Source organism: Pseudonocardia bannensis, from assembly GCF_012911875.1.
In the GTDB taxonomy this organism is placed as follows: Bacteria; Actinomycetota; Actinomycetes; order Mycobacteriales; family Pseudonocardiaceae; genus Pseudonocardia; species Pseudonocardia bannensis.
The window spans coordinates 1-15,601 of sequence record NZ_JAAXKZ010000135.1 but is presented as its reverse complement, the minus strand read 5'-3'; the positions used below and the strand labels follow the sequence as shown (position 1 = coordinate 15,601).

Annotated in this window: 14 protein-coding genes and 1 tRNA gene; 10 read left to right on the top strand and 5 right to left on the bottom strand. The window is 72.2% G+C overall.

Going from position 1 to position 15,601, the window contains the following annotated elements; all coding sequences use genetic code 11:
* Nucleotides 1-162: 162 nt before the first annotated feature.
* A complete protein-coding gene (locus tag HF519_RS25410) occupies nt 163-411 on the bottom strand; it encodes a mycoredoxin (RefSeq protein ID WP_169415524.1) in 249 nt (82 codons plus the stop codon).
* A 148-nt stretch (nt 412-559) separates the two neighbouring features.
* Between HF519_RS25410 and HF519_RS25405 the strand changes: the two genes are divergently transcribed.
* From HF519_RS25405 to HF519_RS25390, 4 genes are all read left to right on the top strand, one after another.
* Nucleotides 560-2,629 (top strand): ATP-dependent DNA helicase UvrD2, encoded by a 2,070-nt coding sequence (locus HF519_RS25405; RefSeq protein WP_169415523.1) that lies wholly within the window; start codon nt 560-562, stop codon nt 2,627-2,629.
* A gap of 123 nt (nt 2,630-2,752) precedes the next feature.
* Entirely contained in the window at nt 2,753-2,962 is a 210-nt protein-coding gene (locus HF519_RS25400; protein ID WP_169415522.1) for a hypothetical protein, read from the top strand.
* A gap of 155 nt (nt 2,963-3,117) precedes the next feature.
* Entirely contained in the window at nt 3,118-3,441 is a 324-nt protein-coding gene (locus HF519_RS25395) for a WhiB family transcriptional regulator (protein ID WP_211170560.1), read from the top strand.
* A gap of 58 nt (nt 3,442-3,499) precedes the next feature.
* Nucleotides 3,500-3,742: a hypothetical protein gene (locus HF519_RS25390; RefSeq protein WP_169415512.1), complete on the top strand. Its 243-nt coding sequence runs from the start codon at nt 3,500-3,502 to the stop codon at nt 3,740-3,742.
* A gap of 21 nt (nt 3,743-3,763) precedes the next feature.
* On the opposite strand, the gene HF519_RS25385 is transcribed toward HF519_RS25390, so the two are convergent.
* Nucleotides 3,764-5,098 carry an ABC1 kinase family protein gene (locus HF519_RS25385; protein ID WP_169415520.1) on the bottom strand — a complete coding sequence of 445 codons (1,335 nt, stop codon included), beginning with the start codon at nt 5,096-5,098 and terminating at the stop codon, nt 3,764-3,766.
* Nucleotides 5,095-6,150 (bottom strand): ThiF family adenylyltransferase, encoded by a 1,056-nt coding sequence (locus HF519_RS25380; protein WP_169415519.1) that lies wholly within the window; start codon nt 6,148-6,150, stop codon nt 5,095-5,097. Before HF519_RS25380 ends, HF519_RS25385 begins: the two co-directional genes overlap by 4 nt.
* Before the next feature lie 147 nt (nt 6,151-6,297).
* Here HF519_RS25380 and HF519_RS25375 point away from each other — a divergent pair, with 147 nt between their 5' ends.
* Nucleotides 6,298-6,894, top strand: a complete 597-nt coding sequence (locus HF519_RS25375; RefSeq protein ID WP_169415518.1) for a M48 metallopeptidase family protein — start codon at nt 6,298-6,300, stop codon at nt 6,892-6,894.
* Nucleotides 6,895-7,109: 215 nt separating this feature from the next.
* On the opposite strand, the gene HF519_RS25370 is transcribed toward HF519_RS25375, so the two are convergent.
* A complete protein-coding gene (locus tag HF519_RS25370) occupies nt 7,110-8,666 on the bottom strand; it encodes a zinc-dependent metalloprotease (protein WP_169415517.1) in 1,557 nt (518 codons plus the stop codon).
* Between the two features lie 49 nt (nt 8,667-8,715).
* Between HF519_RS25370 and HF519_RS25365 the strand changes: the two genes are divergently transcribed.
* The 3 genes from HF519_RS25365 to HF519_RS25355 all read left to right on the top strand — a co-directional run bounded on the left by HF519_RS25365 (nt 8,716) and on the right by HF519_RS25355 (nt 13,253).
* Nucleotides 8,716-9,735, top strand: a complete 1,020-nt coding sequence (locus HF519_RS25365; protein ID WP_169415516.1) for a YlbL family protein — start codon at nt 8,716-8,718, stop codon at nt 9,733-9,735.
* A 217-nt stretch (nt 9,736-9,952) separates the two neighbouring features.
* Complete coding sequence (locus HF519_RS25360) at nt 9,953-12,898, top strand: UPF0182 family protein (RefSeq protein WP_169415525.1); 2,946 nt, start codon at nt 9,953-9,955, stop codon at nt 12,896-12,898.
* Nucleotides 12,899-13,176: 278 nt separating this feature from the next.
* Nucleotides 13,177-13,253, top strand: a tRNA-Met gene (locus HF519_RS25355).
* 76 nt (nt 13,254-13,329) lie between these two features.
* Here HF519_RS25355 and HF519_RS25350 read toward each other — a convergent pair.
* Nucleotides 13,330-13,503 carry a site-specific integrase gene (locus HF519_RS25350; RefSeq protein WP_169415515.1) on the bottom strand — a complete coding sequence of 58 codons (174 nt, stop codon included), beginning with the start codon at nt 13,501-13,503 and terminating at the stop codon, nt 13,330-13,332.
* A gap of 328 nt (nt 13,504-13,831) precedes the next feature.
* Between HF519_RS25350 and HF519_RS25345 the strand changes: the two genes are divergently transcribed.
* Both HF519_RS25345 and HF519_RS25340 read left to right on the top strand, forming a co-directional pair.
* The gene (locus HF519_RS25345) at nt 13,832-15,097 is read left to right on the top strand and encodes an SLC13 family permease (RefSeq protein ID WP_169415514.1); all 1,266 of its coding nucleotides are present in this window, start codon (nt 13,832-13,834) and stop codon (nt 15,095-15,097) included.
* A gap of 39 nt (nt 15,098-15,136) precedes the next feature.
* On the top strand, nt 15,137-15,601 hold a 465-nt coding region (locus HF519_RS25340), incomplete at its 3' end, for a universal stress protein (protein ID WP_211170558.1).

The following is a 15,601-nucleotide window of genomic DNA, read 5'->3' as shown; positions in this document are numbered from 1 at the left end:
AACCGCGCCAGGAACTCCTCACGCAGCCGGGCGGACTCCGCCCGATGCACAACCCGCCCCACAACGGCCACGGTCGCTGCAACTCCTCATGATCGAGGTGTTGCAGCGACCGCTAGAACCCGAGCACGGCGTGGAGGGGCCTTTCCGCGATGCGGGACGGACTCAGGCCGCTGTGGCCTCGAGCTTCGCCTTCACCTCGGCGAACGACGGGTTCGTCGCGGTGGTCTCGTCCGGGAACAGCACCGTCGGCACGGTCTGGTTGCCGCCGTTGACGCCCTCGACGAATCGAGCGGCATCGGGATCCCGCTCGATGTTGATCTCCCGGTACGCGATGCCGGCCTCGTCGAGCTGGAGCTTGAGGCGACGGCAGTAGCCGCACCAGGTGGTCGAGTACATCGTCAGCTGAGCCATGCCGGAATCAACACGAGGAGGCGAGCCTGCTCTTCCACCGCCCGATGTGGCCCGTATCACTCAGGGGCAGCGGCCCGGTCAACCACGATCGGTGTGGAGGGCCCCGGATCCGGGCTGCGCCGTCGGGGCGGCCTGTCAGGATGGAGCGGTGACTGCCGAGCCCCTCGACCCCCTGCATGCCCTGGACGACGAGCAGCGGGCCGCGGTGACGGCGCCCCGGGGGCCGGTCTGCGTGCTGGCCGGCGCCGGCACCGGCAAGACCCGGACGATCACCCAGCGGATCGCGCATCTGGTCCGCGCCGGCCACGTCGCCCCCGGCCAGGTCCTCGCGGTCACCTTCACCGCCCGCGCGGCGGGGGAGCTGCGCACCCGGTTGCGGGTGCTGGGCGCGAACGGGGTGCAGGCCCGCACCTTCCACGCCGCCGCGCTGCGCCAGTTGCGCTACTTCTGGCCCCGTGTCGTCGGCGGCCCGCACTGGCAGCTGATCGAGGGCAAGCTGCGCTTCGTCGGGCAGGCCGCCGCCCGCGTCAAGGCGGGCACCGACCAGGACTCGCTGCGCGACCTCGCCGGCGAGATCGAGTGGGCCAAGGCCAGCCTGATCACCCCTGAGGACTATCCGGCCGCGGTGGCCCGACTGCGCCGCGACGTCCCGGGTCCGGCCGAGCAGGTCGCGGCCGTCTACGCCGGGTACGAGGCGCTGAAGAACCGCGCCGAGATGCTCGACTTCGACGATCTGCTGCTGCACACGGCGGCCGCGCTCGAGGACCACCCGGATGTGGCGCAGGAGTTCCACGACCGCTACCGCTGCTTCGTCGTCGACGAGTACCAGGACGTCACCGCACTGCAACAGCGGGTGCTCGACGCGTGGCTCGGCGAGCGCGACGACATCACCGTCGTCGGCGACGCCAACCAGACGATCTACACCTTCGCCGGGGCCAGCCCGCGCCACCTGCTCGACTTCCCGCGCCGGTTCCCCGAGGCGGTCGTCGTCCGGTTGCAGCGCGACTACCGTTCCACCCCACAGGTCGTCGCCGCCGCGAACACGCTGATCTCCGCGGCCCGTGGCCGGGTCGCCGGTACCCGGCTGCAGCTCGTCGGCCAGCTCCCGCCCGGGCCGGACCCGGACTTCGCCGAGTACGACGACGAGCCCGCGGAGGCGAACGCCGTCGCGGCGAAGATCCGCCGCCTGGTCGCCGACGGCACCCCGGCCTCGGAGATCGCGGTGCTGTTCCGGATCAACGCACAGTCCGAGGTCTACGAGCAGGCGCTCACCGACGTCGGGGTGCCGTACCAGGTGCGCGGCGGCGAGCGCTTCTTCGCCCGGCCCGAGGTGCGACGCGCGGTCGGTGTGCTGCGTACGGCGGGGCCCGGGCCGGAGGGCGCTGAGCTCGTCGACGTGGTCCGGGCGCTGCTCGCACCGGTCGGGCTCACCGACGAACCGCCGTCGGGCGCGAACGCCCGCGCGCAGTGGGAGTCCCTGCTGGCCCTCGTCGGGCTGGCCGAGGAGCTCGTCGCCGTGGAACCGGAGGCCGATCTGCGGCGCTTCGTCGCCGAGCTCGAGTCCCGGGCCGACGCCTCGCACCCGCCGACCGTCCAGGGCGTCACCCTGGCGTCGCTGCACGCAGCGAAGGGCCTGGAGTGGGACGTGGTGTTCCTCGTCGGCCTCGTCGACGGCACGTTGCCGATCCAGCACGCCGAGGGCGATGACGAGGCGATCGAGGAGGAGCGCCGGCTGCTCTACGTCGGCCTCACCCGGGCCCGGCGTGTCGTCTCGCTGTCCTGGGCGCTGTCGCGCTCGCCGGGCGGGCGCCGGCACCGCCGTCGCAGCCGGTTCCTCTACGGGCTGATCCCGGATCACCACCCGGCGTCGCGGATCCCGGCCGGGCGGACCGGCGGGACCAAGCCGAAGTGCCGGATCTGCGGTTCCCCGCTGATCGGCACCGAGGCGATGAAGCTGCGCCGCTGCGGCGACTGTCCGTCCGATGTGGACCTCGAACTGCTCGACCGGCTGAAGGAGTGGCGCAGCAGCACGGCCAAGGAGCAGCAGGTCCCGGCCTACGTCGTGTTCACCGACGCCACGCTCACCGCCATCGCGGAGCAGCGCCCCGCCGACCCGGCGGCACTCGTCGGCATCCCCGGCATCGGGGCCCGCAAGCTCGACCGGTACGGGCCGGAGGTCCTGGCCCTGGTGACCGACGGCCAGGACGGCGCGAACTGATTCCCTGATCAAGGAAATAAATAGGTTGTGCGCTTCTGCGCGCGCCTTCTAACCTTCTTGTCACCGGACGGGAGCAGCCCGTCCACACGTATGAGCGCGAGAGCCCGAGAGGGGGTGCCCGTCATGGAGAAGATCACGACGATCGGGATGACCGGCATCTCCGCGGCCCACGGCGCCCTCTCGGGCGCCCGTCTGCGTGCCGGCTCTGCGGTGTCCTTCGTGCCCGAGCAGCGCTGCTGGAAGCAGCTGCCCCTGGTGCCGCGCACCGTCACCCCGATCCTCACCGATAACAGCACCGGTGTGTCCGTTCCCGGGCGTCGATATCGACCGTAGGTCGCAGACGCTCGTCGGCCGAAGTTTCAGGGCCGCGGAACCCACACCGGGATCCGCGGCCCTTTTGTTTGTCCCGACCACGTCTCTCACCAGGAGGTTGTGCGGTGCTAGTCCGATCAGTTCCGTTGGACGGCGGAGCGGTCACGCCCGAGGACTTGGGCGGTCACACCGCCTCTGACCTGGGTGCCCTACTCGATGCAGCGCCCGAGGCGGGGCTCGACCTGCCCTGCCGCTCGGGCGACGCGGACCTGTGGTTCGCCGAGTCCCCCGCCGAGCTCGAGCAGGCCAAGGCGCTCTGCGGATCGTGTCCGGTCCGGGCCGAGTGCCTGGCCGGCGCGCTCAACCGCGAGGAGCCCTGGGGGGTCTGGGGCGGCGAGATCTTCGAGCGGGGCGTGGTGATCCCACGCAAGCGCCCGCGAGGTCGTCCCCGCAAGGTCGACCTGGAACACGACCGCGCCTACGCCGCGGCGATCGCCTGAGCTCAGTCCACCTGCTCACCGGGGCCGCGGAGCCCTTGAGACCGAGGAAGAAGAACCGATGACCGACGTCAGCACCTTCCAGCTCGCCCTGAGCGATGCGCGACCGGCGGACCGTGACCGAGAGGGAACCGCGATGTTGCTCCACGAAGCCCTGGCCCGATCGAGACAGCAAGAAGCGGAGGCGGCCGCCCGCCGGCACCGGTTGGCCCGCCAACTGAGCGCAGGGCGCCGCTGGGCGTTGCTGGCCCGGTACGCGGAGCGGCGCGCCGAACGGGCTCGCCACCGGCTCCGCGTCGTCTGACCGGCACCGCGGCCGGGGGAATCAGCTCCCGGCAGCCGGAGCCTCGTCGTCGAACAGGTCCGGCTGCCAGTGGCCGACGATGCCGCGCAGCGGCACGTCGGCGTCGAGCTGGCACAGCACGCCGAGCGTGCCGAGCGTCACCCGGTGCACGAGCAGGTACTGCGGCGGCAGGTTGAGCGACCGGCCGGTGTCGAAGTCGGGGCTGCGCAGGTCGCCGACCCGCTCGGCCTGGCGCTGCAGCCAGCGGCGGTTGAACCGGAACGTCTCGGTGCCCAGCGGCTCGGTGAAGGGTGCGAGATACGCGATGGCCTCGTCCGCCGTGATCGTCGTCTCCGGCCGGACGAAGCCCTCCGCGCGCATCAGCGCCATGAGCTCGTCGGACCGCTTCTGCAGCGCGTACTTGGTCATCATCGTCAAGGGCCGGGGCAGCCCGTCGGGGAGCCGGGCGACCGCGCCGTAGTCGATGACGAGCAACCGGCCGTCGTCGAGGATCTGGAAGTTGCCGGGGTGCGGGTCGGCGTGCAGCAGCCCGGCCCGTGCGGGCGCCGAGTAGTGGAACTCGGCGAGCAGCGCCGCCGCGGTGTCCCGCTCGTCCTGCGTGCCCGCCCTGATGATCGACGACAACGGGCGGCCGGTGACCCACTCGCTCACCATCGCCCGCGGCGCGGACGCGACGACGCGGGGCACCTTGACCTTGTCGTCGCCCTCGAACGTCGCGGCGAAGGCGCGCTGGTTGGCGGCCTCGTCGCGGTAGTCGAGCTCCTCGACCATCCGCTCGCGCAGTTCGTTGATCAGCGGCTTGATCTCCATGCCGGGCGCAAGCGGTTGCAGCAGCCGGCTCATCCGGGAGAGCTGGCGCAGGTCGGAGAGCACCGCCTCCTCGGCCCCCGGGTACTGGACCTTGACGGCGACCTCGCGGCCGTCCCGCCAGACCGCGCGGTGCACCTGGCCGATGCTCGCGGCGGCCGCGGGGGTGTCGTCGAACTCCTCGAAGCGGCTCCGCCAGCCGCGGCCGAACTGCTCGGCGAGCATCCGGTGCACGTCGGAGGCCGGCATCGGGGGAGCGGCGGACTGCAGCTTGATCAGCGCTTCGCGGTACGGCTCGCCGAACTCTTCGGGCACGGCGGCCTCGAAGACGCTCAGGGCCTGGCCGAACTTCATCGCGCCGCCCTTGAGCTCGCCGAGCACCGCGAACAACTGCTCGGCGCTCTTGGCCATCAGCTGGGCGGAGATCTGCTCGCTGTTGCCCCCGATCAGCCGCCGGCCCCATCCTGCGGCGGCCCGTCCGGCCACGCCCAGCGGAAGGCTGGCCAGCTTCGCGGTACGGGCCGCGGTCCGCCTCGGGATCTCGGTCACCTCTGAATTGTCTCCTGACGATCGGGTAGCCCGCATGTCGCGTTCGGCTCACCGGCGCCCGCGCCGGGCTCGAGCGGGAGCCGCGACGCACCGCAGCCGCATCCGGGATGCGGGGTCCACGGCCGGCGGACGAGGTGCCCGGCGTCGGCGTCGAGCTCCAGGGTGGCGTCGACGGCGGCAGGTGCCGGCCCGGCGGCCGGCCCGTCGAGCGCGGCCAGCGCCTGGGCGACACCCAGTCCGGCGGTGGCGAGCACGCAGTGCGGGGCGGCCCGGCCCGGCCGCCCCACGAGCTGGGCGGCCACGGCCGGCCAGCCGGGGTCCCGTTCGGCCCGGTACAGATCCAGGCAGTGCAGGCAGGCCGACCGGGCGGGCAGCACCAGCGGGCCGACGATGCCGAGACCGTCGCGGACCCGCACCTGCAGGTGGAGGACCCCGCGGTCGACGAGCCCGCGCGCGGTGGCACCGTCGACGGCCAGGGCGTCGGTGAGGACGACCAGGTCCGCGGTGGTGCGCGCGGGCAGGGCGCCGACCCGGATCCCCGGGGCGAGCCGGCGGACCGCGTCCGTGGCTGCCTCCCCTCGGTTCCGGCCGCGGTCGGCGTCGAGGTACCCCGTGCCCAGGTCGGCGGTCAGCACGACGCCGCCCGACTCGATGTGCACGGCGCCCACTCCGGCCCGGCCCAGCCCGGCGGCGATGCCGACGGCCAGCGGCCCGTCCCCGCGGACCAGCACCGCGGCTGTGGCCCGGCGCCGTGCGAGCCGGTGCTGGGCGGTCGCGTCGACGACGGCACCGGCCGCCACCAGCTCCCGCAGCAGCTCGTCGGCCTCCCCGGCGCTCGCCCCCCGCCGGGCCGCCCGCGCGACCAGGATGTCGCGGTCCACGGGAGCGACCAGGTCGTCGAGCATCGCGGCGAGGGCCGGGGACAGGTCGTCGGCCGCGATGGCCGACGCCGGGTCCAGGCCGAGCAGCCGGGACGCGATCCCGCGGTGCAGCAGTGAGCGGTGCGGCGCGAGGACGACGGTGGCCGGAGCGGCCGGTGGGACGGGTGGCATGTCGCGATGCTGCGCCGATGGGCGACCTGCCGCATCCGGTTGTCCACACCGAGCCCGGAGCGTGTGGACAACATCGTTCCCGGATCGGGACACGGTCCCGCGTCGCCGGTCTTCGGACGCCGGCGATCGCGGGCATACTCTGGACTCATGGCGGGTCCCGCGGTCGTCGAGGTCAGAAGGAGCGACCGGAGACGCCGGATGGTCAGTGCTCGGCGAGAGGGCGACACGGTCATCGTGTTCATCCCCGGCTGGATGAGCGAGTCCGAGGAACGCCACTGGGTGGACGAGATGGTCCGCCGGCTCGAACGCAGCGAGGCGCGGCGACGTTCACCCGCCCGGACCGGCAACGACGCCCTGCAGCGGCGCGCCATGGAGCTCGCCCGCCGCTACCTCGACGGCGAGGCGGAGCCGACGACGGTGCGCTGGGTGGCGCCGATGCGCACCCGGTGGGCGTCGTGCACCCCGGCCGACGGCACGATCCGGGTCAGCGAGCGGCTGCGCGACGCACCCGGCTGGGTCGTCGACTACGTGCTCGTCCACGAGTTGGCCCACCTGCTCGCCCCGGGCCACGACGACTACTTCTGGTCGTTGGTGGGGCGCTACCCGCGCACCGAGCGGGCGATGGGATACCTGGAAGGGCTCTCCGCCGCCGCCGGCCTCGGCCTGGTCGGGATCGACGGGGAGGAGCCACCCACCGAATACCCGGTGATCGACGACGTCGAAGGGGCTGCGGCCGGCGGCTGACCCCGGCCCGGCTCGGCGCCGTTCGGCCCGCGGCCGCGTCGGCGGTGCGGCCAGACCGCGGGCGCGTTCCGCGACGTGGTGCGGCGACATCGGCGCAGGCCCGGTGACGCCCCGCTGCCCGCAGCGCGCCGCGAGGCGGTGATCGACGTTCCCGGGACCTGAGCTGCACATGTGCAGCTCACGTCCCGAGTCCGTCGATCACGGACGGCCGGAGGTCAGGTCTTCGGCGCGTCCGGACCAGAGCCGTCGGCCGTGCCGTCGTCGTCGGCCGTGCCGTCGGCTGTGCCGTCGTCGGCCGCCTCGTCCCTGGCTGCCTCGGGCTCGGCCGCCTCGTCCTTGGTGGCCGAGCCGGACCGGGCGTTGTCCATGGCCTCGTCGGCCCGCAACTGCCGCTCGATCTCCTTGATCGGGTCGAGGTCGGAGTCGGTGCGGGCCACGAACCCGGCGGGGTCGTCGAGATCCTCGGCGGCCGGCATCAGGTCCGGGTGGGCCCAGAGCGCGTCGCGCCCCGCGACACCCCGCTCCTCGCCGAGCAGCCGCCACAGCTCCGCTGCGGCCCGCAGCTTCCGCGGCCGCAGCTCCAGCCCGACGATCGTCGCGAAGGTCTGCTCCGCCGGCCCGCCGGAGGCCCGGCGGCGGCGCAGCGTCTCCCGCAGCGCGTCGGCACCGGGCAACCGGTCGCCGACCGCGTCGGCCACGACGGCGTCGACCCAGCCCTCGACGAGCGCGAGCAGCGTCTCGAGCCGGGCCAGGGCGGCCTTCTGCTCGGGAGTGGTCTGCGGCTCGAACATCCCCGACTGCATGGCCTCTTCGATGGAGGCCGGGTTGGTCGGGTCGATCTGGCGGGCCAGCTCCTCGATGCGTGAGGTGTCGACGCGGATGCCGCGCGCGTACTCCTCGACGGTGCCCAGCAGCCGCTCCCGCAGCCAGCCGACATACGCGAACAGCCGCTGGTGGGCGGCTTCGCGGGCCGCGAGGAAGATCATGACCTCGCTGGCCGGGCGGTCCAGGCCCGCGGTGAACTTCTCGATGGCCTCGGGCAGCAGCGCCGCGGTGCGGTCCGGCCCGACGGGGATGCCCACCTCGGTGGAGGTCAGCACCTCGGCGGCGAGCTCGGCGAGCCCGTTGCCGAGCTGGCTGCCGAACGCGACCCCGCCCATCTGGCCGAGCATTGCCAGCATCGGGCCGGCGGCCGCCCGGGCCTCCTCGGGCAGTCCGTCGATCCACGCGCCGGACACCCGCTGTGCCACCGGGTCGCACAGGCGCTGCCACGTCGGCATGCTGGCCTTCACCCACTCCGTCGCCGACCAGGCCACGGTCTCGGTCGCGCCCGAGGGGAAGTCGGTGACCGGGTCCAGCCAGAGCTCGGCGAGCTTGACCGCGTCGGCCACCGCGGCGCGCTGATCGGCGGTCAGCGACGACGTCGTCTGGGTCAGCCGCTGGGTCGCCAGCTGGGCGGCCAGCTCATAGTTGACCGGCCCGCTGCCGGAGGAGGTGCTGGCGTGGCTCAGCATCTGGCCGAGCTGGGTGAGCATCTGGCCGAGCTGGCTGATGTCGAAACCGCCCGCGCCACCGGGCATGCCGGGCAGGCCGCCGGGGAACCCCGGAATCCCCCCGGGCGGCATGCCGGGCAGGTTCCCGAAGCCGAAGGGGTCCTGCGGTCCCTCCTTGCCCGATGAGCCCGGGTCGCCCGAACCCTCGGCGCGGTCGGGGTCGCGATCCTTGTCGCGGTCTCGGTCGGCGGGTCCGAACCCGAACGGGGTGTCGCTCATACGACCACCGTACGCGGGGTGGGCTTGCGGGAGCGTAGGTTGCTGCTCCGTGAAGCGCCGGACGTTGACGCTGGTCGCCGCAGGGCTGCTCGCCGCGATGCTCGCCCTGCTGGGTGTGACTCTGCAGGTGCCGCTCGTGGCGCTCGGTCCCGGCCCGACGTTCGACACGCTCGGTGTGATCGACGGTACCGAGGTCGTCGAGATCGACGGGCGCGAGGTCTACCCGACCACCGGGCGGCTGAACATGACCACGGTCTCGGTGTCCGACCGGCTGACGGCGCTGACGGCGCTCGGCTTCTGGATCGCCGGAGAACGCCGTGTCGTCCCGCGCGACAGCGTCTTCCCACCGGACAAGACCGACGAGCAGGTACAGGAGGAGAACACCCTGCAGTTCAGCGCGTCGGAGGTCAACGCCGAGGTCGCGGCGATGAGCCTGCTGGGGGTGCCGACCCGGGTGGTGGTCGCGGAGATCGTGCCCGACTCCCCGGCCGCGGGCGTCCTCCAGCAGGGCGACGAGCTGGTGACGGTGGCCGGGCGGGCGGTCGACACGCCTACCTCGGTGTCCGACGCGCTGTCCGCGACGACGCCGGGCCAGCGCGTCACGATCACCTACCGCCGGGCCGGCGAGCAGCGCGATACCGACATCGTGCTCGGTTCCAGCCCGGACCGTGCTCAGGGCCTGCTCGGCGTCCGGCCCGGTGCGGAGCCGCGCGAGGGCGACATCACCATCAGCCTCGGCGACATCGGCGGGCCCTCGGCCGGCCTGATGTTCGCGCTCGCCGTCGTGGACAAGCTGACGCCGGGCGACCTCACCGGTGGCGCCTTCGTCGCCGGCACCGGCGCGATCACGCAGCAGGGCGTGGTGCAGCCGATCGGTGGTATCCCGTTCAAGATGCGCGCGGCCCGCGACGCCGGGGCGACGGTGTTCCTCGTGCCGGCGGAGAACTGCGCGGAGGCGGCGGCGAACGCTCCGGACGGACTCCAGCTGATCAAGGTCGCCGACCTGCAGGGCGCCGTCAGCGGGCTCGACGCGGTGCGCGAGGGCAAGCCCGCTCCCGCCTGCACGTAGCCGCTCCTGCGCTCCGTCGACCATTCGCACAAACGGGTCGAACCGAACATTCGACCGCCGGGATGGGAACTCCACGCGGCAGCCGTAGAGTTGGCACGGCAGGGTGCGCCGTCGGGCCGGCTGCCGGGACGATTCCCGCACGTGCGGGGACGTCGGGGTAGCCCCGGAGCGAGGCGTGTCCGCCCGACCCCCGACGTCAGGAGCGTGCCCCGTGGCCATGCGGCCCCCGGTGGGAGCCCCCGCACTGTCCCGCCGTACCCGGATCCTGCTCATCGCAGCCGGTGTACTCGTGGTGGTGCTGCTGAGCGGCTCCCGGTTGATCGATTTCTATGTCGACTGGCTGTGGTTCGGGGAGGTCGGTTTCCGTGGCGTCTTCACCACGGTGCTGTTCACCCGGATCGTGCAGTTCCTGCTGGGCGGGTTGCTGGTCGGTGGGCTGGTCGCGCTGGCGCTGTGGATCGCCTACCGGTTCCGCCCGGTGTTCGTGCCGGTCACGGGCCCGGAGGACCCGATCGCCCGGTACCGCACGGTGATCATCCAGCGGCTGCGGCTGTTCGCCATCGGCATCCCGGTGGCGGTGGGCGTCGTCGCGGGGCTCGCGGCGCAGGGCGACTGGCAGACCGTCCAGATGTTCCTGAACAGCACGCCGTTCGGCATCACCGACCCCGAGTTCGGCAACGACGTCGGCTTCTACGCCTTCGAGCTGCCGTTCTACCGGCTGTTGTTGAGCTGGTTCATGGTGGCGGTCGCGGTCAGCTTCGTGGTCGCGCTGGTCACCCACTACATCTTCGGCGGCATCCGGCTGACCGGACGCTCGGGCCAGGTCTCCGCCGCGGCACGCGCCCAGCTGGCCTCGCTGGCCGGCGTGTTCGTGCTGCTGAAGGCGATCGCCTACTACCTGGACCGCTACGAGCTGTTGTTCTCCCAGCGGAACCAGAACTTCACCGGCGCCACCTACACGGACCTCAACGCCGTGATGCCGGCGAAGCTGATCCTGCTGTTCATCTCGCTGATCTGTGCCGCGGCGTTCTTCGCGGCCGTGTTCCGGCGCAACCTGCAGCTGCCCGCGATCGCGGTGGCGCTGCTCGTCCTGTCCAGTGTCCTGGTCGGGGCCGCTTGGCCCGCGGTTCTGCAGCAGTTCGTGGTGGCGCCGAACGCGAACGAGCGCGAGGCCCCGTCGATCGCCCGCAACATCGAGGCGACCCGGCAGGCGTTCGGACTGACCGAGGACAAGGTGACGATCGAGCCCTACAGCGGGACCTCGACGGCCACCCCGGCGCAGGTCCGCGCCGACACCGACACGATCCCGAACATCCGGCTGCTCGACCCGAACAAGCTCGCCAAGACGTTCACCCAGCTCCAGCAGCGCCGGAACTTCTACGGCTTCCCGGAGAAGCTCGACATCGACCGGTACACGGTGAGCGGCCAGAAGCAGGACTACGTCGTCGCCGCGCGTGAGCTCGACAGCAGCGCGCTCGTCGGGAACCAGCAGGACTGGATCAACCGCCACCTGGTCTACACCCACGGCAACGGCTTCGTGGCCGCGCCGGCGAACCAGGTCAACGCCGCGCTGGAGGACACCGGCGGTCAGGGCGGTCTGCCCAGGTTCACCGTCAGCGACACGACCACCCGGGGGGACATCCCGGTCGACGAGCCGCGCATCTACTACGGTGAGCTGATCACCGACTACTCGATCGTCGGCGCCGATGAGGGCGACGCGCCGCGCGAGTACGACACGGACACCCAGCAGTACACCTACTCCGGCACCGGCGGCGTGCCCATCGGCGACCTGTTCCACCGCACGGTGTTCGCGCTGGCCTACGGCGAGCGGAACATCCTGTTCAACAGCTCGATCAACGCCAACTCGAAGATCATGTACGTGCGCGACCCACGGAACCGGGTCGAGGCCGCGGCACCGTGGCTGACGGTCGACGGCGACCCGTACCCGGCCGTCGTCGACGGCCGGATCCAGTGGATCGTCGACGGCTACACGACGCTGAAGAACTACCCGTACGCCGAGCGGGTGCCGCTGGGCGAGGCCACCCGGGACAGCATCCAGGGTGGGGTGCAGCGGCTGCCCGACACCGACGTCAGCTACCTGCGCAACTCGGTGAAGGCCACCGTCGACGCCTACAACGGCACCGTCACGCTGTACGCGTTCGACGAGACCGACCCGGTGCTGCAGACCTGGATGAAGGTCTTCCCGGGCGTGGTCAAGCCGGCCGGCGACATCACGGCGGAGCTGCGCAACCACTTCCGCTACCCGGAGGACCAGTTCAAGGTCCAGCGCGAGCTGCTGACCCGGTACCACGTCGACAACCCGAGTGAGTTCTTCTCGACGGTCTCGTTCTGGGACGTGCCGTCCGACCCGACGGTGCAGGGCAACACCGGGGCGTCGCAGGACGCGCAGCCGCCGTACTACCTGCTCGCCGGACTGCCCAACGACGACGGCGCGAACTTCCAGCTGACCAGCGCGCTGGTCAGTCTCAGGCGGCAGTTCATGGCCGCCTACATGTCGGCGAGCTCCGAGCCGGACACCTACGGCCGGATCACGGTGCTCCAACTCCCGGCGGAGACCCAGACGCTCGGCCCGCAGCAGGTGCAGGCGCAGTTCCTCGGTTCGCCGAACGTCAGCCAGGAGCTCAACCTGCTGCGGCAGAACCAGACCACGATCGACTACGGGAACCTGCTCACGCTGCCCGTGGCCGGCGGCCTGCTCTATGTCGAGCCGGTCTACATCGAGCGGGCCGGGCAGGACGCGTCCTACCCGCAGCTCGCCCGGGTGCTGGTGAGCTACGGCGGCCGGGTCGGTTACAGCGCGAACCTGGCGACGGCGCTCGACCAGGTGTTCGGGGCCGGGGCCGGGGCCGGGGCGACCGCCACCGCCCCTGGCTCTCAAGGGGCCGCACCGCCCGCGGCAGGCGCGGCGCCCGCACCGTCGGCCGGCAACGGGGGCGCGGCGAGCCCGCAGCTCGCCGCGGCCGCCGCGGAGATCCAGAGCGCGCTGAGCCAGCTGAAGGCGGCGCAGCAGTCGGGTGACTTCGCCGCCCAGGGTCAGGCGCTCGCGGCGCTCGACGCCGCCGTGCAGAAGTTCCAGGCGGCACAGTCGGCGCCGGCGACCTCGGCTCCGGCTCCGGCTCCGGCTCCGGCTCCCGGGGGCTGACACCCGGCGCTCGTGGAGGAAACACCGCCCGTGGGGGGCCGGTTCGCCGGCCCCCCACGGGCGTTTCGTCCCCGGCGTCGCCGCTCGGACTTGAGATAGGTCACGTCCGGGCCGGCCACAACGGCCATGACGACCGGTCCGGCGGCCCTGAGATGGACATCGTCGCAGCTCAGAGTGGGTAAGCGAGGCCTGTCGGGCCCCGGCGGCGGGAAGGGGACCCCCCCTGCAGGGGCCGTTCGGAGGGGTGTAGTGTTCAAGGCACAACAGAAACACAGCAACGCGGGGTGGAGCAGCTCGGTAGCTCGCTGGGCTCATAACCCAGAGGTCGCAGGTTCGAATCCTGCCCCCGCTACCAGGTCAAACGGCCCTCAGGATCTCATCCTGAGGGCCGTTTGCATGTGGTTTGTGACCAGATCTGTGACCAGCACGCTCTATCCGGGCTGCTCGTCGAGCCGCTGCCGGATCAGCTCGGCGGCCTCACGGTCGTGGCCGGTGGATCGGTGGCCGTAGATCTGGACGGTGATCCCCTCGTGGGTGTGGCTGATCCGGTCGCTGAGGATCTTCGCGTGGACGCCATTGTCGAGCGAGAGCGTGGCGTAAGGCATCGGTTCGTCGTGGCGCCGTCTGCCTTCTCACGACGCACCCAACGGTAGCCAGACCGGCCAGCGGGCCGCACGGCGGAAGGACGTGCCTTGCGGCCCGCCCGCCACCTCACCGGTAGGGAGGAGCCCGCGCCGCGAGACACCTCTTCGGCCGTTCCGGTCAACGGGGGCGCGCTGGTCCTGCCAGTTGTCGTGGAGATTGTGCGGGTCGGCCACGACCATCCGGCATGGGCAGGTGTCGGCACGAGCGCCGTGGTCAGGCGGCGTGCTCGGCGGCCGCGCGGGACGGCTGCCGGTAGCCGTGCGAGATCGCCTGGCACAGACTGCCGCGGTGAGTGTCGTCGTCGGCGTCGTTGCCGCTGCCCTTCTACTCGGGGTGCTGGCTTTCGCCGTGGCGCGCCCGGGTGGGCTGCCGGAGGTGACAGCGGCGGTGCCCGCGGCGCTGCTGGTGGTGGTGATCGGGGGTGTCTCCCCGGCGGAGGCCTTCGCGCAGATGGCGCGGCTGGGACCGGTAGTGGTGTTCCTGGCGGTGCTGCTGGTGCTCGCCGAGCTATGCGAGCGGGAAGGGCTGTTCACGCTCGCGGGCGCGGTGATGGGCCGGGCCAGTGGTGGGCGGCCGGTGCGGCTGTTGGTTGCGGTGTTCGTGGTGGCATCGCTGGTGACCGCATTGCTGAGCTTGGACGCGACCGTCGTGCTGCTTACCCCGGTGGTGTTCGCCACCGCGTACCGGATGGGGGTGCGCGCCAAGCCGCACGTGTACGCGTGCACACACCTAGCCAATACGGCGTCGCTGCTGCTGCCGGTGTCGAACTTGACCAATCTGCTGGCATTCACCGCGTCCGGGCTGTCGTTCCTCGCCTTCAGCGGGATCATGCTCCTGCCCTGGCTGGTCAGCATCGCGATCGAGTTCGCGGTCCTGCGTCTGATGTTCGCCCCCGACCTTCGGGCGGGAGCGGGCGAGTTCTCCTGGCAAGAAAAGGCGACGGACCAGCCCGCGGTGCCGTTCTTCACCCTGGTCGTGCTGGCGCTGATGTTTGCCGGGTTCGGGGTGGCCTCGGTGGTCGGGATCGAGCCGGTATGGGTGGGGCTGGCCGGCATGCTGGTGCTCGCCGGCCGGGCGCTCGCCCAGCGACGCACCACCGTCCGGAAACTCGTCGGCGCGGCCAGCCCGCTGTTCTGCGTCTTCGTACTCGCGCTGAGCGTGGTCGTCGCCGCGGTGGTCGACCACGGCCTCGGGTCGCTGCTGGCCGCCGTCCTGCCGCACGGCAGCGGCCTGCTCGCGCTGCTGGCGATCGCCGGGACCGCGGCCGTGCTGGCCAATCTCATCAACAACCTGCCCGCGGTGCTGGCGTTGCTGCCGCTGCTCGCCTCCGGCGGCGCCGGACCGATCCTGGCCGCGGTGATCGGGGTGAACCTGGGCCCCAATCTGACCTACGTGGGATCGTTGGCCACCCTGCTGTGGCGGCGGATCCTGCAGGAACACGACCACGACCCGGGCCTGGGCGAATTCACCCGGGTCGGGTTGGTGACCGTGGTGACCACGATCGTCGGGGCGACGGTGTCGTTGTGGGCGGTGCTGCAGGTGACGGGAGGCTGATCGGCAATGGCGTCAGCGGCTCCGACGGTGGTCGTGTGGGTGACGGAGGGGACCTGGCCGGCGTGCATCGACGCTGTCCGTGCCTGGGCCCCCGAGGACGCGGAGATCGTGCTGCTGCACGTTCACGGAAGCGAGATCGCCGCCGCGCACGGGGCGTTCGCGGGCCTGCTCGGCCGCGGGAGGCGGTCGCGCGACCCAGAGCGGAGTTTCGATGCATTGGTGGAGTCGAGCGCGGCCGAGCTGCTCGACCGCGCCGCGGAGCGGTTGGGCCGTCCCACGGCCCTCGTGCACCACTCCGGCCGTTTGGAGCGTGAGGTCGTCAAGGCGGCCGACGGGGCCGACCTGCTCATCTGCGCGCGCGACGGCGACCGCAGCCGGCTCGGCCCGCGCAGCCTCGGCCCGGACACCCGGTTCGTCGTCGACCACGCCCCGTGCCCGGTGCTGCTGGTCTGGCCCGAGTCCGCCCCGGACGTCGGCTCGATCCCGCCCCCGCCACCACCTGGG

Excerpts from the sequence above, each read along its gene's own strand:
- HF519_RS25410 (WP_169415524.1), bottom strand. The coding sequence starts at position 411 with ATGGCTCAGCTGACGATGTACTCGACCACCTGGTGCGGCTACTGCCGT.
- HF519_RS25400 (WP_169415522.1), top strand. The coding sequence starts at position 2,753 with ATGGAGAAGATCACGACGATCGGGATGACCGGCATCTCCGCGGCCCAC.
- HF519_RS25390 (WP_169415512.1), top strand. The coding sequence starts at position 3,500 with ATGACCGACGTCAGCACCTTCCAGCTCGCCCTGAGCGATGCGCGACCG.
- HF519_RS25380 (WP_169415519.1), bottom strand. The coding sequence starts at position 6,150 with ATGCCACCCGTCCCACCGGCCGCTCCGGCCACCGTCGTCCTCGCGCCG.
- HF519_RS25375 (WP_169415518.1), top strand. The coding sequence starts at position 6,298 with ATGGCGGGTCCCGCGGTCGTCGAGGTCAGAAGGAGCGACCGGAGACGC.
- HF519_RS25370 (WP_169415517.1), bottom strand. The coding sequence starts at position 8,666 with ATGAGCGACACCCCGTTCGGGTTCGGACCCGCCGACCGAGACCGCGAC.
- HF519_RS25360 (WP_169415525.1), top strand. The coding sequence starts at position 9,953 with ATGCGGCCCCCGGTGGGAGCCCCCGCACTGTCCCGCCGTACCCGGATC.
- HF519_RS25350 (WP_169415515.1), bottom strand. The coding sequence starts at position 13,503 with ATGCCTTACGCCACGCTCTCGCTCGACAATGGCGTCCACGCGAAGATC.